16 protein-coding genes are annotated in these 20,263 nt (G+C 42.2%); 10 read left to right on the forward strand and 6 right to left on the reverse strand.

Translation table 11 applies throughout. The features are described 5' to 3' along the window. The first annotated feature begins 6 nt into the window (after positions 1–6). The 4 genes from AAEY94_RS03205 (at position 7) to AAEY94_RS03220 (ending at position 4,554) form a co-directional block, all read left to right on the forward strand. Positions 7–825 carry a TatD family hydrolase gene (locus AAEY94_RS03205; protein ID WP_182745133.1) on the forward strand — a complete coding sequence of 273 codons (819 nt, stop codon included), beginning with the start codon at positions 7–9 and terminating at the stop codon, positions 823–825. Beyond that, positions 822–2,747, forward strand: a complete 1,926-nt coding sequence (locus tag AAEY94_RS03210; protein ID WP_350977195.1) for a sensor domain-containing diguanylate cyclase — start codon at positions 822–824, stop codon at positions 2,745–2,747. Before AAEY94_RS03205 ends, AAEY94_RS03210 begins: the two co-directional genes overlap by 4 nt. Before the next feature lie 14 nt (positions 2,748–2,761). Beyond that, a complete protein-coding gene (hemB, locus tag AAEY94_RS03215) occupies positions 2,762–3,775 on the forward strand; it encodes a porphobilinogen synthase (RefSeq protein WP_101086260.1) in 1,014 nt (337 codons plus the stop codon). Between the two features lie 227 nt (positions 3,776–4,002). Beyond that, on the forward strand, positions 4,003–4,554 hold the full coding sequence (locus tag AAEY94_RS03220) for a thioredoxin family protein (RefSeq protein ID WP_101086261.1): 552 nt from the start codon (positions 4,003–4,005) through the stop codon (positions 4,552–4,554). Positions 4,555–4,667: 113 nt separating this feature from the next. Here the strand turns inward: AAEY94_RS03220 and AAEY94_RS03225 are convergent, their stop codons facing one another. Beyond that, positions 4,668–5,609: a Ppx/GppA phosphatase family protein gene (locus AAEY94_RS03225; protein ID WP_335692970.1), complete on the reverse strand. Its 942-nt coding sequence runs from the start codon at positions 5,607–5,609 to the stop codon at positions 4,668–4,670. Between the two features lie 3 nt (positions 5,610–5,612). Beyond that, positions 5,613–6,917, reverse strand: a complete 1,305-nt coding sequence (gene rhlB, locus AAEY94_RS03230; protein ID WP_101086263.1) for an ATP-dependent RNA helicase RhlB — start codon at positions 6,915–6,917, stop codon at positions 5,613–5,615. Positions 6,918–7,070: 153 nt separating this feature from the next. On the opposite strand from rhlB, the gene trxA reads away from it, so the two are divergent. Further along, entirely contained in the window at positions 7,071–7,397 is a 327-nt protein-coding gene (gene trxA / locus AAEY94_RS03235; RefSeq protein WP_011635949.1) for a thioredoxin TrxA, read from the forward strand. A 222-nt stretch (positions 7,398–7,619) separates the two neighbouring features. Beyond that, positions 7,620–8,882, forward strand: coding sequence for a transcription termination factor Rho (rho, locus tag AAEY94_RS03240; RefSeq protein ID WP_059747484.1), 1,263 nt, complete (start codon positions 7,620–7,622; stop codon positions 8,880–8,882). A 321-nt stretch (positions 8,883–9,203) separates the two neighbouring features. Here rho and AAEY94_RS03245 read toward each other — a convergent pair whose 3' ends face one another. Genes AAEY94_RS03245 through AAEY94_RS03255 form a run of 3 tightly spaced genes read right to left on the reverse strand, consistent with a single transcriptional unit; the run spans position 9,204 to position 12,684 of the window. Beyond that, entirely contained in the window at positions 9,204–9,929 is a 726-nt protein-coding gene (locus AAEY94_RS03245; protein WP_350977201.1) for a fumarate reductase iron-sulfur subunit, read from the reverse strand. 1 nt (position 9,930) lies between these two features. Continuing rightward, positions 9,931–11,931: a fumarate reductase flavoprotein subunit gene (locus tag AAEY94_RS03250; RefSeq protein WP_162022209.1), complete on the reverse strand. Its 2,001-nt coding sequence runs from the start codon at positions 11,929–11,931 to the stop codon at positions 9,931–9,933. A gap of 9 nt (positions 11,932–11,940) precedes the next feature. Then, the gene (locus tag AAEY94_RS03255) at positions 11,941–12,684 is read right to left on the reverse strand and encodes a fumarate reductase cytochrome b subunit (protein ID WP_101086266.1); all 744 of its coding nucleotides are present in this window, start codon (positions 12,682–12,684) and stop codon (positions 11,941–11,943) included. Positions 12,685–13,237: 553 nt separating this feature from the next. Here AAEY94_RS03255 and prmA point away from each other — a divergent pair. The 3 genes from prmA (at position 13,238) to fis (ending at position 15,708) form a co-directional block, all read left to right on the forward strand. Continuing rightward, entirely contained in the window at positions 13,238–14,119 is an 882-nt protein-coding gene (gene prmA, locus AAEY94_RS03260) for a 50S ribosomal protein L11 methyltransferase (protein WP_162022207.1), read from the forward strand. A gap of 297 nt (positions 14,120–14,416) precedes the next feature. Next, positions 14,417–15,379, forward strand: coding sequence for a tRNA dihydrouridine synthase DusB (dusB, locus tag AAEY94_RS03265; RefSeq protein WP_011635943.1), 963 nt, complete (start codon positions 14,417–14,419; stop codon positions 15,377–15,379). 23 nt (positions 15,380–15,402) lie between these two features. Further along, positions 15,403–15,708 carry a DNA-binding transcriptional regulator Fis gene (gene fis / locus AAEY94_RS03270; protein ID WP_011635942.1) on the forward strand — a complete coding sequence of 102 codons (306 nt, stop codon included), beginning with the start codon at positions 15,403–15,405 and terminating at the stop codon, positions 15,706–15,708. Between the two features lie 142 nt (positions 15,709–15,850). Here fis and AAEY94_RS03275 read toward each other — a convergent pair whose 3' ends face one another. Beyond that, positions 15,851–18,847, reverse strand: coding sequence for a UvrD-helicase domain-containing protein (locus AAEY94_RS03275; RefSeq protein WP_350977207.1), 2,997 nt, complete (start codon positions 18,845–18,847; stop codon positions 15,851–15,853). A gap of 499 nt (positions 18,848–19,346) precedes the next feature. Here AAEY94_RS03275 and AAEY94_RS03280 point away from each other — a divergent pair, with 499 nt between their 5' ends. Continuing rightward, a complete protein-coding gene (locus tag AAEY94_RS03280) occupies positions 19,347–20,237 on the forward strand; it encodes a hypothetical protein (RefSeq protein WP_350977209.1) in 891 nt (296 codons plus the stop codon). The last annotated feature ends 26 nt before the right edge of the window (positions 20,238–20,263 follow it).

Consider the following 20,263-nt stretch of genomic DNA (forward strand, 5'->3'; position numbering starts at 1 on the left):
TATTACATGACTCAATACATCGACATTGCTGTTAATCTGCTTAGCGACAGGCTGAAGCACGATATTGACACTATTATCAATGACGCGGCGAAACATCATGTTTCGCCGTTAATTGTTATTGGCAGCGATCTCGATGAAAGCTCCGACTCAATATCTCTCTGCCAACAATACCCGCAACAATTATACTGCACGACAGGTGTACATCCGCATCATGCATCATCTTGGGATCAACATAGCAAAGCACGTTTAACTCAGCTGGCCAAACAAGACACCGTGGTAGCTATTGGTGAATGTGGGCTTGACTACAATCGTGACTTTTCACCACGCCCGGTACAAAGAAAGGCATTTGCAGCGCAATTAGAGCTAGCTTGCGAACTCAATATGCCAGTGCTGATGCATTGTCGTGAAGCTCATAGTGATTTTATCGCCATTGTAAATGAGTATCGAGCTCATCTCCCTAATGCCTTACTACACTGTTTTACTGGCAGTAAAGATGAGTTAATTGAGTGCTTAGCCGCTGATTTATACATTGGCATTACTGGGTGGATTTGCGATGAACGTCGAGGGCAAGACCTTGCTCAATTAGTACCATTAATTCCTAATCATCGCATTATGGCAGAAACCGATAGTCCTTACTTATTACCTCGCAGTATGCGACCTAAACCTAAATCGAGTAAAAATTTACCCCAATACTTACCTTATATTGTCGAATACATGGCCAATTTACGCCAACAATCAGTACAATCATTAGCGCAAGAATGTTATAAAAACAGTTGTGACTTTTTCCAACTGCCAGTTCATTTTAGCGTGAATAATAACTCATGATGACCATCATATCGCATCATTTACAACAGTTATGCCAGTATCAATTTAGGATACTCATTGGATTTTTTTTGCTGTTTATTGGCCAAAATTGTTGGGCTAATACACTCTCTGGGATACCGCTTAGACTGACATCAGACTCCATAACAAAAATTGAGTTACAAGATTGGGTTTATGCCAATCAAAGTAATGATATTGAAACTCTAACCACATTATTACAACGGCCAGAAAACAGCTGGAAAAAACTTGATACCAATCAACCATATCAAATAGGCATTAAAAACTATTGGGTGAGTTTTAGTATATTTAATCCCAACGACCATCTATCACGCATTATTGCCTTAGATAACCCATTACTCGACAGTGTTAAAATATACCACCTGATCAATGGGGAACTGGTCAGTACTGAAATAATGGGCGACTCTTTACCGTTTAAGCAACGACCATTACAAAGCAATATCTTTTTATACCCAGTTAATTTTGAACCTGGTGATACACATACTTTTTATTTAAAAATAGACAGCAAAGGTAGCATCAGTTTGCCATTAGTGTTGTGGTCATCAAACGACCTAACCCAACTCACTGAAACTAAGAATTTGTTTAATGGCATGCAAATAGGATTATTACTCGCTATTTGCTTGTTCAGTTTGTTTATCGCGCTCGCGTCGGCATCTTATAGTTACAGTTATTACAGCGGCTATGTATTAGGGCTTACGTTACTCACGGCGACAATTCATGGCGTATCATTTCGCTATTTGTGGCCTCAATGGCCCATTATACAACAGTATATTTTCATTATTATTATCCCATTAACATTGGGTTTTTCATTGATGTTTACTGAAAAAGTATTGCAACTAAAATATCATAATCTAAAAATGCTGCGTATTTGTCGCATCATGGCAGTGCTTTGTTTTGGCTTAACGATCATCATGCCATTTATTAACTACAGTTTTGCGCTGTATGTTTTAGCATTTGTGGTGTTAACTATCAGCACAATCCTAATGGCTTTCTCATTAATCCAAGCTTTTAGCGGCCAACGCAATGCCCCTTTATATGCCATTGGTCGTATGGGCTTAATGATTGGGTGCATCATTACAGGGCTAATTTATCTCGGTCTATTCACCCTAAACATATCGCCACAGATCCCCGTAATGATAGGACTCACTTTTGAAGTCATCACCATGGCGGCAGTGCTCGCCTTACGTTATAACGATGAACGAAAGGCTAAATTTGAGATCCAGCAACAGACATTAGAGCAAGAACAACGGCTGCGAGAAATCCGTGAAGAAGCACTGCGTAGTGAGGCTGGAAATAGTGAAAAACTTGAGCAAATGGTTCAAGAACGGACACTTGAATTAGAAATTACCTTACGTGAACTCAATGAGGTGAATCAAAAGCTGACAGAACAAAACACCATAGACAGCCTTACTGGAGTGAAGAATCGTAGTGCTTTTGATCGTCGCCTCATTGCAGAAGGCCGTATTAGCCGACGCCAACAGACACCGATGTCTTTGTTAATGATTGATATCGATAAATTTAAAAATATCAATGACCAATATGGTCACCTTAGTGGCGACTACACCATAAAGATGATTGCAAATACATTATGTGAATACATTAAACGTCCAACGGATCTCGTATCACGTTTTGGTGGTGAAGAATTTGCTATTATATTACCGAGTACAGATATAGAAGGTGCTCTGCTAGTTGCGGAGCAAATTCGCCAAGCTATCAGCGATCTTACCATTGCCCATAATGGTTACACGATACCCTTAACGGTCAGTATCGGTGTGAGTGAGACAATTATCGACAGTGATGAGCATCCAATGCTATTACTAGAACAAGCAGATAAAGCCCTGTATAAAGCCAAACGCAGTGGCCGTAACAAAGTCTGCTATTACCCGCTCGAAACAGACGAGATCTAAACCAGGAGTCGAAATTGAATATTATTACTAGTGCCTTTCCACAGCGCAGAATGCGCCGCATGCGTAAACATGAATTTAGCCGTCGTTTAATGTCTGAAAATACCTTAACAGTTAACGATCTCATTTATCCAATGTTTGTGTTAGAAGGTTTTCAGCGCTCAGAAAAAATTGCTTCAATGCCAGGAATTGAACGATTTTCAGTTGATCTATTGTTAAAAGAAGCCGCTGAGCTGGTTGAGCTTGGCATTCCGCTTATTGCATTATTCCCCGTGACGCCAGCGGATAAAAAGAGTTTACTGGCAGAGGAATCTTACAATCCTGATGGATTAGTGCAGCGTGCCGTGCGTGAATTAAAGCAAGCATTCCCACAGCTTGGTATCATGACTGATGTAGCTTTAGATCCCTACACGACTCATGGTCAAGACGGTATTATCGATGACACTGGTTATATCATGAATGACATCACCACCGAGATCCTAGTCAAGCAGGCTTTATCTCATGCCGCTGCAGGGGCAGATATTGTCGCGCCATCAGACATGATGGACGGTCGTATAGGTGCAATTCGCCAAGCCCTTGAAGAAAATGGCTTTGTGAATACTCAGATCATGGCTTATTCCGCTAAGTATTCCTCAAGTTATTATGGTCCTTTTCGTGATGCTGTCGGATCGGCTAGTAATTTAAAAGGTGGCAATAAACACAGCTACCAAATGGATCCGGCCAATAGCGACGAAGCATTACACGAAGTGGCATTAGATATCCAAGAAGGTGCTGACATGGTCATGGTTAAACCAGGGATGCCTTATTTAGACATAGTACGCCGTGTCAAAACTGAATTAGCAGTGCCAACATTTGCTTATCAAGTCAGTGGTGAGTACGCCATGCACATGGCTGCTATTCAAAACGGTTGGTTAGCAGAAAAAGCCATTGTGATGGAGTCATTACTTTGCTTTAAGCGCGCTGGTGCAGATGGTATTTTAACCTACTTTGCTAAACGGGCTGCTCAGTGGCTTAAAGAACAAAACTCATAAACCTCCGATATTAAGTGGTTATAAAGCCAATCCATCTCGGGTTGGCTTTGTTAATTTAACACTGCCTACTTTGCGTCGGTTTAATTCAATTACCTCGTGGGACAAGTCACATACACCTCATTATCGTGATCAGCTCTACATCATAGCTCATAGTCTCTTAACAGCCCTGTTTAAGCATGCTTGAATACACTCAAGAACAGTATTTTCTTCTTAAGCGAGACATTATCATGCACAATAACGTTAGAACATTATTGGCCACCACGGCACTCTTTTTCAGTGCCCAAATGCTGCCTATGGCCGCATCTGCGAATTCAGGTTGCGCATTTGAAAAAGATCAACAAGGCTTTATGGCAACATGCAGCGAGGAGAAACAAGAAGTGATTTTAACTGGCGTAATCCAACCACAAACTCTAACGACTGAATTACCAGGCTATACTGAAGGGTTTACCAATTACCAAGTTGATGCGCAAGCAATCGATGTACTCAAAGCCATTAATGAACCGACGCAAATAGTCGTGATTATTGGCACTTGGTGCCCAGATTGCCATCGCGAAACACCGCACTTTATGCGAATTATTGAAGCGGCAGCCAATCCCAACATTGAAGTTGAATACATTGGTGTCGACCGAAGCAAGCAGGACCCTGAAGGTTTAGCGGCAAAATATGCGTTCAGCCGCATTCCAACGTTTATCGTTAAACAGCAAGGCAATGAGCTAGGTCGTATCGTTGAACGCCCTCAAGCCACACTGGAAGCCGATTTAGTTGAGATTTTAAAGTAGTTATGTAAGAAGTTATTGAAAATGTTTGTTTAAACAACTAAAAGTAATAACTTAATAATCAAAAAAATAGGTCACCAATGGTGACCTATTTTTTATTACGCTTATGTCAGTAACTACAACGAGACTTTAGCGGCTATGCGATCGGCTAACAGTTGTAATACGCCTTCGCGAAGTGCGCCACCAGCAAGATGTAAACGACTCATTGATAGACTTTCAAACAACGCGATTAAAATCGCAACTCCCGCAGCAAATGTGGGAGCTTGTTCGGCATTTAAGCCGTTAATACCACTAAGCCTGGCATCTGCTTGCGATAATATTTCATCACGAAAAGCATACAAAATCTTAAGGGTAATCACTTCAGAGCGTTGTCGATGCTGTAACACCGATACCACTGATTGAACCGCACCAGAAGCCCCTACAACACTTTGCCACCCTAAATTGAGTAAGTGAGGACGATGTTCTGCCAAAATCATATTAACGTAATCTACGGCCTGTTCAAAATCGATGCTTTGAAGCGGCGCATGACTAAAAAATCGTTGATTAAATAGCACGCACCCCATTGGCAAACTGGTTTTAAACAACACCTGATTGCCGTCACCAATAATAAACTCGGTACTGGCGCCGCCAATATCAATCACTAACCGGCGTCCCTCACCTTTAGTGGTGGCCACCATACCTTGATAAATCAGTTCAGCTTCGCGCAACCCCGAAATGACCTCGATTGGATGCAACAATATTGGCATCGCTCGCTGGTGAAATTCATCGGCATTACGGATAACACGCAAAGTAGCGGTAGCAAATACAGCCACATTAGCGCTATCGATATGGTGCTGCGCTAACATGTCGGCAAACATGGCTAAGCATTCTAAACCACGCAGCATAACAGGTTCAGACAACATACCGTCATCACCTATACCTTCGGCAAGGCGTACTTTGCGTTTATATTTAGCGATAACAATCGGCTTATTACCCACCGAATTAGCCACTAACATATTGAAACTGTTAGAACCTAATGTTATCGCCGCATACGGCTGAGATACAGTTAACAATGGCATTGACTATGGTCTACGAGTCCTATGGCGTGGCGGACGCGAAGTATTTCCACCACTACGATGCGCACCTTTACTTCCACCATCACGAGTCCGAGATGTAGGAGGCTTACGATGAATACGCGCCGGAGGCGGAATATCATCTAGTAACGCATCTTTATCGTAATTAGACACTGGAATTGAATGATTAATATAAGTTTCAATTTCAGGTAAATTCAGTGCATATTCTTCACAAGCAAAACTGACTGAAATACCTTTCTGTCCCGCACGACCTGTTCGGCCAATACGATGCACATAATCTTCACAATCATCAGGTAAATCATAGTTATATACATGTGACACATCAGAAATATGTAACCCACGAGCGGCCACATCTGTTGCCACTAAAACATCGATATCACCTGAGGTAAATTGCTCAAGAATGCGAATACGCTTCTTTTGCGGAACATCGCCGGTTAACAAACCCACACGATGACCATCACCTTCTAAATAAGACCACAACTTTTCACAGCTGTGTTTTGTGTTCGAAAACACAATCGCTTTATCTGGCCAATCTTCTTCGATTAGACTCAGTAATAAACGCATCTTGTCTTCCATCGACGGATAGAAAATTTCTTCTTTGATATTTTTAGAAGTTTTTTCTAATGGTTCGATTTCAACTTTTTCAGGATCATTCATATGATCGTATGCTAATTCCTGCACTTTCATTGAAAGCGTGGCAGAAAACAACATATTCAAACGTGACTTAGCATCAGGCATTCTGCGGAACAAAAAGCGAATGTCTTTAATAAAACCAAGATCAAACATACGGTCGGCTTCATCAAGCACAACGGCTTGAATGTGGCTTAGACTAATGACACCCTGACGTACATAATCAATAATACGTCCGGTGGTACCAATCAGAATATCAACGCCTTTGTCTAATACAGCGCGTTGGGTTTCATAGCTTTCGCCACCGTAAACAATACCAACTTTCAAGCCTGTATGTGCCGCTAATAACTTGGCATCTTTAGCAATCTGAATTGCTAATTCTCGCGTTGGCGCCATAATAATAGCGCGGGGTTCGGTTGCTTTGCGACTCTCAGGTGCAGCAACATTGAGTAAGTGGTTAAATGTGGCCACTAAAAATGCCATAGTTTTACCGGTGCCGGTTTGGGCTTGTCCGGCAATATCTTTTGCATTAAGTAAAATAGGTAAAGATAACGCCTGTATTGGCGTGCAAAACTCAAAGCCGTTCTCGTTCAATGCCGCGAGTATTTCGGGCTTTAAAGGGAAGTCGGCGAATTTCTGGGTCGATAAATGTGTTTGGCTCATAGCACAAGCATACCTGTAGGGGTTGCAAAAAAAGATTCGATCGTTTGAAATAGCTACATTACTAAAACGGTCTCTTGAAAAGCTATTTAACTGACCCAATATACATGGTAAGCCATTAATAAACTAGCAATGGAACCAAATCTGGAGAACTACATGAGCGATAAAATTGTATACCTAAGCGATGACAGCTTTGAAAACGACGTATTAAAGTCTGAAACACCAGTATTAGTCGACTTCTGGGCTGAGTGGTGTGGTCCTTGTAAAATGATTGCCCCAATCCTAAACGATGTTGCCGAAGAGTACGCAGGCAAACTAACCGTCGCAAAACTAAACGTTGACCAAAACAACGTTTCACCTGCGAAATACGGCGTACGCGGTATTCCAACATTGTTAATGTTCAAAGGTGGCGAGCTAGTGGCAACTAAAGTTGGTGCACTATCAAAGACGCAACTAAAAGAATTCATTGACGCTAAAATCTAACTAGAAATAGCCTAGAAATGTTAAACGGCACAAGTTTTGAACAATTTGTGCCGTTTTTAGATTTTATTTACGCTAAATTTCTGGACGGCCAACATATAAAGTGCTAATTTATTCATCAGATTTTTTCAATTAACCTCTTCTCGTTTATCAATCATAAAATATCTTTTCAAACTTGCTGATTGATTGCGGTAAGCTTCGTCGCGCAAAACAAGACTCCCATACATGAATTTAACAGAATTAAAAGACACGCCAATTTCAGATCTAGTTTCGCTTGCTGAAAGCATGAATCTGGAAAATATGGCTCGTACCCGTAAACAAGATATCATCTTCTCAATTTTGAAAGCTCACGCTAAAAGCGGAGAAGACATCTTCGGTGGCGGTGTATTAGAAATCCTCCAAGACGGATTTGGATTTTTAAGAAGTTCAGATGGCTCATACCTTGCGGGTCCTGACGATATTTATGTTTCTCCAAGTCAAATTCGTCGATTTAACATGCGTACTGGTGACAGTATTTTTGGTAAAATTCGACCGCCGAAAGAAGGCGAAAGATATTTTGCACTGTTGAAAGTCAGTGAAGTCAACTTTGATAAACCAGAAAGCTCTCGCAACAAAATCCTGTTTGAAAACTTAACCCCATTACATGCAGAAGAACGCCTTCGCATGGAGCGCGGTAATGGTTCAACAGAAGACATCACCTCGCGTATTCTTGATCTTTGTTCTCCAATCGGTAAAGGCCAACGTGGTTTGATTGTTGCGCCGCCAAAAGCCGGTAAAACATTATTACTGCAAAACATTGCTCAAAGTATTACTTACAACAACCCAGATGTGGTGTTAATGGTATTACTTATCGATGAACGTCCTGAAGAAGTGACCGAAATGCAGCGTATGGTAAAAGGCGAAGTGATTGCTTCTACCTTTGATGAACCAGCCAGCCGTCACGTTCAAGTAGCCGAAATGGTTATCGAGAAAGCAAAACGTTTAGTTGAACACAAAAAAGACGTCGTCATTTTGTTAGATTCGATTACTCGTTTAGCCCGTGCTTATAACACCGTCATCCCTTCATCGGGTAAAGTGTTAACCGGTGGTGTTGATGCTAACGCACTGCATCGTCCAAAGCGTTTCTTTGGTGCTGCACGTAACATTGAACACGGTGGCAGCTTAACCATTATCGCCACAGCCTTGGTTGATACAGGCTCGAAAATGGACGAAGTAATCTACGAAGAATTTAAAGGTACTGGTAACCAAGAGTTACACCTTTCTCGTAAAGCTGCTGAAAAACGCGTATTCCCTGCGATTGATTTCAATCGCTCTGGTACTCGTCGTGAAGAAAAGCTAACGACAACTGAAGAACTTCAAAAAATGTGGATTTTACGTAAAATCTTACATCCAATGGATGAAGTTTCTGCAATGGAATTCTTAATCGATAAATTGGCTATGACCAAAACTAACGAAGAATTCTTCACAGCAATGAAACGCGCTAAGTAATTAATTACCTAAACGCAAAATAATCGCAAAAATGCCGCTAATTTAGCGGCATTTTTATATGTATATCACGGTTACTAACAAAGCCATGCCTAGAATCTAGAGCGGACTTCGTCCTGATAGTACGCTTCGCTGCTATAAAAGCTTTAGCTTGTATCGTCTGTAGCTGCGTAGCACTCTAGCATCTAGTATTTGTACATCTCCCGCTTACCATCGCCTGCTATCGCTTTACCGCCTGTCATCGCTCTTCCGCCTTTAAAGCTTTAGCTTGTATAGCATCTAGCAGCGAAGCGCTCTAGCATCTCGTAGTCTCGAGCTTTTCCGCTATACAGCAGCCATTTTCCGACGTAAATACGCAATTTGCTGCATATGCGGTAAATCTTTCGGGCAAGTATCTTGGCAGCCGAGTAACGTCATGCAACCAAACACGCCATCTTGATTACCTATGACATGGTAAAAATCATCTGCACTGCGAGTGTCACGGCTGTCTAATTCAAAACGGGCAATTTTCATCATACCGACTGCGCCAACAAAAGTGTCACGCATTTGTTTAGTCGCACAAGCAGAAACACATACACCACATTCTACGCATCTCTCTAACTCATAAAGCTTGGTTGCTTCTTCCGGTGACATCGGCGTTTCGATACGATGAATATCATTATCTGCACTATTCGGATGCAACCACAACGATAAACGCTCAGATAATTCGCGCATAAATTTACCGGTATTTACTGACAGATCGCCAATTAAATCAAAGCCAGGTAATGGCATCAATTTAATATGTCCATCTGGATAATTAGCGGTTAAGGTTCGACAAGCTAACGTCGGAAAACCATTGATCACCATGGCACAACTGCCGCAAATACCCGCACGACAAACAAAATCAAATTGTAGTGATGGGTCTTGTGTTTCACGTAGCTGATTCAACGCGATAAACACCGTCATTCCGGGTGCCTCTGTTAAGCTGTAACTCACCATTTTAGGTTTGTCGCCAGGCTCTTGCGGGTCATATCGAAAAATTGAAAAAGTTAACGTGCGTGCTTGGCTCATATTACTTTTCTCCAGACTCAGCGTTGGTTTTGGCTACAGTATCAGTGAAGCGCTGATTACGTGGTTGATATTCTTCAGGTAACTCATAAGGCATTAATGCCGCTTGCTTGGCATACCTATCTGCATCGTCACCGAGTTCAGCTAAAATAGCTTCAACCTGTTGCTGACGTTTTTGGGTATCAGGATGAGCAATCGCATTATCAACACCATAACCTCGATAACCAGGCGGTAATTCCATTCGCATCACATCGAGCGCTTCATAACTCATTTCTGGTCGTAAGCTATTAGCATCTGGCCAACGGGTTAATGTACGATTCAACCAGTCTTGGTCATTACGCTGTGGAAAATCTTCACGAGAATGCGCGCCTCGACTTTCGGTACGAGCAAGCGCCCCGCATGCAACGGTCACAGCCACTTTCAACATCCGTTTGACGCGTAACGCTTCAACTAATTCAGGATTTGCATGACGTTTTTTACACTTTAACCCGAGGTTTTTCGAACGTTCAAGCAGTTCAGTTAATTGGTTAACAGCCAGTTCAAGTTCAGGCCCATTGCGGAAAATACCGACGTAATCCATCATGATTTTTTGCATTGCAGCTTTAAGTTTAAATGGATCTTCTGTTCCTTCGCCCTCAATAAGCTGATCAACTTCTGTTTGTAACTGCTTACCAAACTGGGCGATTAAATCGGTATCAACGACCAAACTATTTTGCTCACCAAAGTCAGCAACATACTTACCGATAATCATTCCGCCAACCACAGTTTCTGCTAGGGAGTTGCCACCGAGTCGATTAAAGCCATGCATATCCCAACAAGCAGCCTCTCCAACACTAAACAACCCTGATAATTGTGGACTTTCGCCATTGGCTTTAGTACGAATACCGCCCATAGAATAATGTTGTGTAGGCCGAACAGGGATCCAATCTTTAACCGGATCAATACCTAAAAAGTTCTCACAAATCTCTTTAACTTCACGCAAATTGGTATCAATGTGCTTTTGACCTAATAAGGTAATATCCAGCCATAAATGCGGCCCATAAGGGCTATTTACGCCTTTTCCTTTGCGCATATGCTCAGTCATTCTACGAGACACAACATCTCGCGAAGCCAGTTCTTTTTTCTCTGGTTCATAGTCGGGCATAAAGCGGTAACCGTCTTTATCACGCAGCACACCACCATCACCACGGCAACCTTCCGTCGTTAAAATACCCACTGGAACAATAGCCGTAGGATGAAACTGTACCGCTTCCATATTGCCCAGCGTCGCGACGCCAGTGTCTAGCGCCAATGCTTGACCAATCCCCTCACAAATAATGGCATTGGTCGACACCGCATAAATCCGCCCATAGCCACCTGTGGCAATAGTGGTAGATTTAGCGATGTAAGCGCGTAACTCACCCGTAATTAAACAGCGAGCGATGACACCATGGCAACGTTCACCATCATGAATAAGCGATAATGCTTCCATCCGTTCATGCACTGGAATGCCTAACGAAATAGCCTTATTATCGACGGCATACAATAAAGAATGACCTGCACCGTCTGCGGTATAGCAAGTACGCCACTTTTTGGTACCACCAAAATCACGCGCGTTAATGAGTCCATGAGCAGCTTCTGCTTCAGTGATAGTCACTTTTTCCGCATTAACAATAACTTGTCTATCGCCTTTAGTTACTCGAGTCCAAGGAACGCCCCACTGAGCTAACTCTCTTACCGCTTTGGGTGCACAGTGAGCAAACATTCGAGCAACATCTTGATCGCAGCCCCAATCGGAACCTTTTACCGTATCTTGAAAATGGATGTCTTCATCATCACCTTCACCTTTTATGGTATTGGCTAAACTGGCTTGCATGCCACCTTGGGCAGCGACAGAGTGCGATCTTTTAGCGGGAACAAGCGATAACACCAAGGTATCGAGGCCACGTTCTTTTGAGGCTATCGCGACTCTTAACCCTGCCAGTCCAGCGCCTACTACCAAGGTGTCGGTATAAATAATTTTCATTTTAATTCCTTATAACATCGACACATATGGCACCACAGGTAACGCCAAAGAACGGCCAATAAAAATATAAGTCAGCAAACTCGCTACTCCTAGCACCATTAAATACGCTAACAGCACCTTAGCAAATTTGAGCATGGCAAAGCGTTGCTCAACCAAGCCCCATTTCACCACTACTCGATATAAACCAAATACGCCATGCACTGCTACAACAGGTAATAGCAGGATATATAAAACCCAAGCATTAAGGTGGTACACACGCTCGGCCGAAAGATGTGGGCCTATTTCAGGATTGGTTATCATGGTGAATAAGTGCGTTGGCACGAGGAAGAACAATAAAAAACCAGTGATCATTTGCCAAAACCAGATTTTGGTATCTTCATGAGGTAAAAAACGCATTTGATTGCGTAAGGCGCGCCATTGGCCTAATTGAGTCGGAAAACGCCGTAATGCAAATACCGCATGGATCAGTACTACCAATAACATAAAGCAGGAAAAAATTTGAGTTACCAGCGGGTAACCATGACCAGTTTCACTGAATATTCCACCCTCAAGAAACTGTGCCACTTGGTAGAAGGCTTCTTTGCCAAACAAAATACTCGACTCAAAATGCAAATGCATCACTAGAAAAAGTCCCAGTATTACACCGGACAAACTTTGTAGTTTATCCGCTCGAGCAGCCCAAAGAGGGTGAGCAAAACCTTTGTCGGTATTTACCGCACTGTCGACTTTCGTTTGCAAAGAATTCGCAGCCATAAAGCATCATATCCTGTTAAGCACAATAACAAGTATTGACCATATCAAGAGTTTTTGAATAGCGGCAATGAACAATGATCAAACCGTGATAGTGTTCACCTATTATTAAGCGGGAGTTAGAAGCATGTCACACAAACTAGCAAATAAAAACTTAAACAATACTGATAGTTAACTAAATATCGAAACGAGTATTCGGTAGATAAAACAATCTAACGTGTATCTAAAAAGGTGTCGTTACGCTAATAATTACGGGCAATATTGACGTAACTTATCGCGTAATAGCAACATGACCTGAGTGATATTTTCGCGACCAGGACAGATCAAATTTAACGCAACTGACTCACCAACACATTCAGTAAGTTTCGGGACTAACTTACCTGTTTTCTTATCATCAGCAATATCCTGGGCGATTTTTAATATAAACGTGACCGAAAATGGTCCATCTTCATCTAGTAAACAACCAATAAACTCTCACCTAAACGAGCATCTTAAAATAACTTGGGTATAATAAGCGCCAATTTGATATTACTTTTACCACAGTTAGGAAAATCCCATGGCTTGGATCCAATTACGCATTCACACTCATCGCGATAACGCCGACTTGCTTGGCGACTTATTAATGGATCACGGTTCACTTTCCATCACCTACGAAGATGGCCAAGACGAGCCTATTTTCGAACCTAAGTTAGGTGAAACACCGCTGTGGCAAGATACCGTAATGATTGCATTGTTTGATGCAGGTACTAACTTAGCACCCACAATCGAATTTTTAGAATCGATGCCATTTTTAGGCAAAGGCTTTAATCATAAAATTGAACAAGTCGAAGATAAAGACTGGATCCGCGAATGGATGGACAGCTTTCACCCAATCCAATTTGGTACACGTTTATGGATTTGCCCTAGCTGGCGTGAAATTCCTGATCCGACTGCGGTTAACGTCATTCTCGATCCAGGTTTAGCCTTTGGTACAGGTACTCACCCTACCACCGCCTTATGTTTAGAATGGTTAGACAGCCTAGATTTATCAAACCAAGAAGTCATCGATTTTGGTTGTGGATCGGGTATTTTGGCTATTGCCGCAATCAAACTCGGCGCCAAGAAAGTAACAGGTGTTGATATTGACTATCAGGCTATTGACGCTTCAAAAGCCAATGCTGAACGTAACGACGTAGTGGATAAATTGGCCCTATATTTACCAGAAGATCAACCAGCCAACTTACAAGCAGACGTATTAGTCGCCAATATTCTTGCCGGTCCGTTAAAAGAGCTAGCGCCGCTGATAGCTGAAAAAGTCAAAATTGGTGGCAAACTGGCGCTATCGGGTTTATTGCAAGAACAAGCACAAGAAGTATCCGACTTCTACAGCCAATGGTTCATCATGGATCCAGTATGTAACAAAGAAGACTGGAGTCGCTTAACAGGAATACGTAAGTAGCCTGCCCACAAGCCTAAAACGCACTCAATTATGGGCTATATTATGAACGAATTGCGTGCGTAAATTCTCGTTTACAGGTTGTTAACATCAATAATTGACACTGGTATATATGAAAACGTCTCTCTGCAACACGCACCAGTGCTCAAAAATGGCCGAAAAACGCCAATTATTAGTCAAAGATGTGACGGCTAATAAAAGTCAAGCAAAAAAGTTGCATTTAGGTCATTTATTGACCTTTTCACGGCCGTAAAAAAGGGCTACTATAGCGCCCCTTTGGAGAGCAAGGTGAAGTCCGAAATGCAAATTGGCCCGTATCAACTGTCTAATCAGCTGATTGTGGCACCAATGGCAGGTGTCACCGATCAGGCCTTCCGAAATCTCTGTTTACGCTATGGCGCAGCTTTAGCCGTATCAGAAATGCTTTCATCGAATCCCGACGTTTGGGACAGCGACAAAAGCCGCCAGCGCATGATGCATTCTGGTGAAGAAGGAATACGCTCCGTACAAATAGCAGGTGCAGATCCTGATTTAATGGCCAATGCCGCTAAGTTCAACGTTGAACAAGGTGCGCACATCATTGATATCAATATGGGCTGTCCAGCAAAGAAAGTGAATAAAAAATTTGCTGGTTCTGCGTTAATGCAAAGCCCCAGCTTAGTAAAAGAGATTTTACAAGCCGTGGTTGCTGCAGTAGACGTACCAGTAACGTTAAAGATACGCACAGGTTGGGAGCCTGAACATCGTAATGGTGTTGAAATAGCCCAAATTGCTGAAGATTGTGGCATTGTCTCGCTCGCCGTTCACGGCCGAACCAGACAATGCATGTACAAAGGCTTTGCCGAGTACGACACCATAAAAGCAATTAAACAGAATGTCTCAATTCCTGTTGTCGCTAACGGGGACATCGACACACCAGAAAAAGCCAAGTTTGTACTTGACTACACTGGCGCCGATGCCCTGATGATTGGAAGAGGTGCACAAGGACGGCCTTGGATTTTTAAAGAAATCCTACATTATCTGGAAACAGGTAAAAAGTTAGCGCCAATTAAGGCAGAAGAGCAACGCAGTGTGATGCTTGAACACCTTAAGAAACTTTATGACTTATATGGCGAATACAAAGGTGTCCGATTTGCTAGAAAGCATGTCGGGTGGTACCTAAACCATGAGGAACAGCGCCAATTTCGTGCTGACTTCAATCGGCTTGAAACCGCTGCCCAGCAACATTCCCTCGTAGAATGTTATTTTGATGAATTAGTTTAGAATTTAATAAAGAGCAGAATAGAATGTTTGATCAGACAACTAACACAGAAGTTCACCAGCTTACCGTAGGCAAAATCGAAACAGCAAACGGCACTATCAAGCCGCAGTTATTACGTGACGCAGTAAAACGTGCCGTGACTAACTTCTTCTCTCAGTTAGACGGTCAGGAAGCTTCTGAAGTATATGAAATGGTATTGTGCGAAGTTGAAGCACCTTTACTAGACATCATCATGCAACACACTCGTGGCAACCAAACGCGCGCTGCTAATATGTTAGGTATCAACCGTGGTACTTTACGTAAAAAATTAAAGAAATACGGCATGAACTAAGACTCGCGTCTAAGTGATTGTAATAAAACGGGCTTATCAGTAATGATAAGCCCGTTTTGCATTTATCAGTTACACTCGTAGTAACACATCACTTATCAGCAAGTGTTATATACGAGTAGAAACAGTCATCCATTTCTAATAACTACTGCACCTGTTGCGGAGAGATTTTGGTTTTATCAATGGTATTGCTACAACTAGGCACGCGGTTACCTCGATAATTGTTACAGCCCCAAAAAGCCCCTCGAGCACTTTCTCGTAAACTCATATCACCGCCACAGACGTTACATATCGGCGCCATATGGCCACAACTGTCATTGAGACATACCTTGAAACCGACAAAACGTTTGCGTGTCATCGGACTGCCGCATTCGTCACAGCCTACTTCTTTGTGATCGCATAATGGAAAGTGTGAGCAAGAAAAGAATGATGTGAACTTACCCACTCGTGGTTTCAATATCCCAGTTGTACATCGGACACAGTTAATTTGTTCGAACAAGGATTGCACTAAAGACGTACTAAATTCTTGTTGTTCAACGGCATAATCTTGTTGGATCAGTTCCACAATAAATGGGCTTACATTGGTCATATCGGCGATAACGTAAACTCGGTGCTTTGCACGAGTTAGCGCGACATAAAATAAACGCCGCTCCTCTGCAAATTCAAAATTTTCAGCTTTAGGTAAAAACGCATCAAGTAAAGGTGGCGTTATTTTTTTCGACGGAAATCCATGTATGCCTTGGGTCATTCCCATAATCACCACATAGTCGGCCTCTTTACCTTTGGAAGCATGAAACGATAAACACTCAATCACGAACATCGGGTATTTAGCCATTAACTGACGCAACATGTCTTTATCTGGCAACTGAAACCAGAAACGGGCCAGCAAATATACTGTCGGTTTAGCTTTAAGCTTATCACCAGCTTGAGTAACGCGGACGGCCAGAGCATTTAAGGCTTGCTCTAATGCGTTGTTACTCGGCTCATCTTTAGTTGCGCCCTCATTGGTACCACGACGAAGTATTGATACTGCAGGCTTGGCAACTTGTACCAATGAATGGATATCTTTGTTGAGTTGATGCGGGTTTTTACTCACAAAAGCGCTAGCCACTTCACCGATACGGTTATTAAATCTAAAAGTAAGATCCAAATGCGTTTCGCTGGCATGGCCAAAATAACGTTTAAATTGAGTCGTTAAACGGACATCTGCACCACTAAAGCGATAAATAGCCTGCCAATCGTCGCCAACACAAAATAATGAAGTATCACTGTTACCTTTTTTCGTGCGCGAATCTCGCAAAGCTCGCACTAAACGCGCTCTGGGTTCTGAAATATCTTGAAACTCATCGACCATGATATATCGCCATGGACTGACATATTGACCACTTTGCAGGTATGCGAGCGCTTTGGCTATCATGTCCTCAAAGTCGATATCACCGTGAGCTGATAAGTACTGTTGGTACTGCTGTAAAATGGGTTCGAGTAATTCAAATGCTTTACGCGTTTGGGCCGCATCAGCAGCATTGGCAAATACCTTTTCCAGCCCAGCCTCGTCAATACAAGCTGCTTTGTATAAGCCAATGAGCTGACTAAACAGTTTTGCCAGCTCAGTCACTCGCCCAAGCTCATAAAGAGTTGCCAATATCGCGTCATCGGGTAAAGGTGAGTAGTTAACTTTAAATACCGTTAAAGCTTGCTCAAGCTTGTTGATTAACTGATTTTTCTTGTGCTGATAATAAAATAATTCGATGCAGTTGGTTTGGCGCTGATGATGTAACAGTCGTTTCCATTCCATTGATGCTAAATAGGCTGCTTGATCGATATAAGGAGCCGTATTATTGGCTTCATCAATGCCATAATATTCAATATAAACCTCATATTCAGGTAGATAAAAATCAGCTTGGTACTGGCGAAAATCAACCGTGCTGACATCAAATTCATACTTAGCTTCATATTGATACTCTATGCCATTGGTAAACAGCCAATTAGCGATATACAGCTCGCCAAAGCTTTTAACTCTTTCACCTTTCAATGAGCGAATGTCATTATCATTTAAATATTCAAAATACTCACCTTGTATTGAAAATTCGAATGGGCTTTTTTCAACGTAATAATAACGACTGAAATAGTCAAAAAGTTGTTTACGATAAGATTCATTTTCAATCAAAACTTCTAATCTATCGTGCACCCATTTGTCTTTGGCGGGTTCATCATTTACCCACGCTGATAAGCTAGGTTTCACACCTTCAACATCGGCAATAATTTTCAGGCCTAAACTGTGAAAAGTACTGGCCTTAATATCATCACTGCCCAGTTTGTGTTTAATTCGCAGATCCATTTCCATGGCGGCTTTTTTGCCATAAGCCAGTAATAGAATGTCATTAGCTTTAGCTTGGCCACTATTTAGTAAATAGCCTGCACGGCCTACCATTACACTGGTTTTCCCCGTGCCAGCGCCCGCGAGCAGTAGATTATTATCATCATCGATAATACATGCTCGGCGCTGCTTATCGGTTAATGGCTGTGACTCCACATGATCAAAAAAGTCTGCAAATGCGAGTAACTGCGATTGAATATAGCCTTCACGTAGGCGATCTATATCAGCTTTATTCCAGTGGTAAAAACCGTGTAGTTGAATTAATGCGGTACGTATATTGGCGGGTAACTCGACCCCTTCACTCCAGGGAAACCAGCGAAAATACTCACGCTCGATTCTAGCGCGCATTTTTTCTAGTAATGACTGGCGTAAATACCGGCTTGATATGGCTTTTTCAACTCGTAATATCAAATCGCACAGCGATTTTTGATGAGATAAAGCCCAGAGTATTTCGACCTGTTGCTTAAAATGAGATTTAGCCAAATAACTTAAAAATGGAATTTGATAATGAGCACCAGCTGCCTTAAAACTCAGTAAGTTACCGAGTAAACTGGCACTAAATAGTGGCGGATGATCTAATTGCTGCCATGATAATTGCCCCATAATAAGCGGTTTATTGGTATGCCGAAATCTTGCTAAAAATCGGCCTTGGCTAGGCATAAAAGTCATCCCCTCTTGCGTCAATTTGATCGCATTTACGTCACGCTGATACAAATGCCCAAACCAACTATGAGGGATAAAGTTAACTGAATTTTCTAATGACAAAGTAAAACCTACGACTCAATGGTTTCAGGGGTAACCGGCTTATATTTAAGATAACTATATCGTAATTAAGCATTCATTACGGATAATACTGGGTGTGCGAATGACTCAATGGGCTTTCGCGCTGACACCAATGATAATTGATTTACATTAACCATAAAAGTAAACATATACACAGCATTTAACATACTGAGCATGACATTTGTCCGCGGCTCAATCGCTAGTTCTGCCGACAAATCCCAGCGGGCGACAAAACCACTATTTATTTTCAAGCAACAACGCTAAACGATGGTTATATTTCAGTAGAGATGTCTATCTAAGCATCATTTAGTCTTTTTACATCAATAAAGATAAAAATAAAATAACAATATTAAACAATCACTTATTAATTTCATATTCACCTCGCAAGACAATAATGCCAATTAAGAAAAAATAAATGGAATAGAATCGACGACCGCCTCGTTATCACAGTGTCAATCACGACATTACGAGGGAATTAAAAATGAAAACATTACTTAAACCAACGATTATTGTTCTGGCTTGTTTCTCAACCATGGCAATAAGTGCCGAAATGTCAGCATCGACAACCGTATCAGCCCAAGCTGATGTTCAATTAAGCCAAAACCAACAGAATAGCCCAAATGCTAACGCTGAAACACAAAGCAATAATGAGTCAACAATGGCCTCAAGCGAGCCGACCAACACCGCCTCAGATCAAACGGCTTCAAATGAAGCAGAGTCAGACGGCTCGAGTGACTCCACGCAAACTTCATCAACTGAAATGGCAGCCACAACTGACAACCAAGTTGCGATAACCATACCCACAACAGAAATGCTCACTACGGTAACGTCAGCACTTGATACATCAATCACCAACGCTGACTCAGCAACAACACTTGCTAATAACCAATTAGCCAACACCACAACTGTTGGTGCTGGCATAGCTAATAGCCTGATTAATAACGCCTCGACGGCTGCGCAATTGGTGTCAACTCAAGTAATAGCATCTGGTTCTGCCGGATTATCTGCAGCAACAGAGTTATCGGTTAATCAAGCAGAGACATCACTCAACACCGCCGCAGCGACAGTAAACGCAGCACAACTTGGTGCAAACACCGCCGCAGAAGAGATTCAATCACGTATGAGTGCCGATACACTGTTTGCCACTAGCACAGCAGTATCTGATTCAGTAAGCGCGACAGTTTCTGAGACAACATCATCGGCCATCAATGCCGCAGCAACCAGCGCAGTGCAACAACAGTTACAGGCAAGTGCAAGTGAACTCATGCAGCAGAACACTCGCGAACAAGTGACGCAAGCGGTGAGCCAAACAGTGAATGCAGAAGTCACTAACACCATTCAAAATACCATTCGCTTATCAAGCGGTCTTTAAGTCGAATACTCCATATGCCGGCAATA

It is taken from the genome of Shewanella sp. AC34-MNA-CIBAN-0136, assembly GCF_040309945.1.
GTDB lineage: Bacteria > Pseudomonadota > Gammaproteobacteria > Enterobacterales > Shewanellaceae > Shewanella.

Coding starts and splice junctions, on each gene's coding strand:
- AAEY94_RS03205 (WP_182745133.1), top strand. CDS start 7: ATGACTCAATACATCGACATTGCTGTTAATCTGCTTAGCGACAGGCTG.
- AAEY94_RS03210 (WP_350977195.1), top strand. CDS start 822: ATGATGACCATCATATCGCATCATTTACAACAGTTATGCCAGTATCAA.
- AAEY94_RS03220 (WP_101086261.1), top strand. CDS start 4,003: ATGCACAATAACGTTAGAACATTATTGGCCACCACGGCACTCTTTTTC.
- AAEY94_RS03225 (WP_335692970.1), bottom strand. CDS start 5,609: ATGCCATTGTTAACTGTATCTCAGCCGTATGCGGCGATAACATTAGGT.
- rhlB (WP_101086263.1), bottom strand. CDS start 6,917: ATGAGCCAAACACATTTATCGACCCAGAAATTCGCCGACTTCCCTTTA.
- trxA (WP_011635949.1), top strand. CDS start 7,071: ATGAGCGATAAAATTGTATACCTAAGCGATGACAGCTTTGAAAACGAC.
- rho (WP_059747484.1), top strand. CDS start 7,620: ATGAATTTAACAGAATTAAAAGACACGCCAATTTCAGATCTAGTTTCG.
- AAEY94_RS03245 (WP_350977201.1), bottom strand. CDS start 9,929: ATGAGCCAAGCACGCACGTTAACTTTTTCAATTTTTCGATATGACCCG.
- AAEY94_RS03250 (WP_162022209.1), bottom strand. CDS start 11,931: ATGAAAATTATTTATACCGACACCTTGGTAGTAGGCGCTGGACTGGCA.
- AAEY94_RS03255 (WP_101086266.1), bottom strand. CDS start 12,684: ATGGCTGCGAATTCTTTGCAAACGAAAGTCGACAGTGCGGTAAATACC.
- prmA (WP_162022207.1), top strand. CDS start 13,238: ATGGCTTGGATCCAATTACGCATTCACACTCATCGCGATAACGCCGAC.
- dusB (WP_011635943.1), top strand. CDS start 14,417: ATGCAAATTGGCCCGTATCAACTGTCTAATCAGCTGATTGTGGCACCA.
- fis (WP_011635942.1), top strand. CDS start 15,403: ATGTTTGATCAGACAACTAACACAGAAGTTCACCAGCTTACCGTAGGC.
- AAEY94_RS03280 (WP_350977209.1), top strand. CDS start 19,347: ATGAAAACATTACTTAAACCAACGATTATTGTTCTGGCTTGTTTCTCA.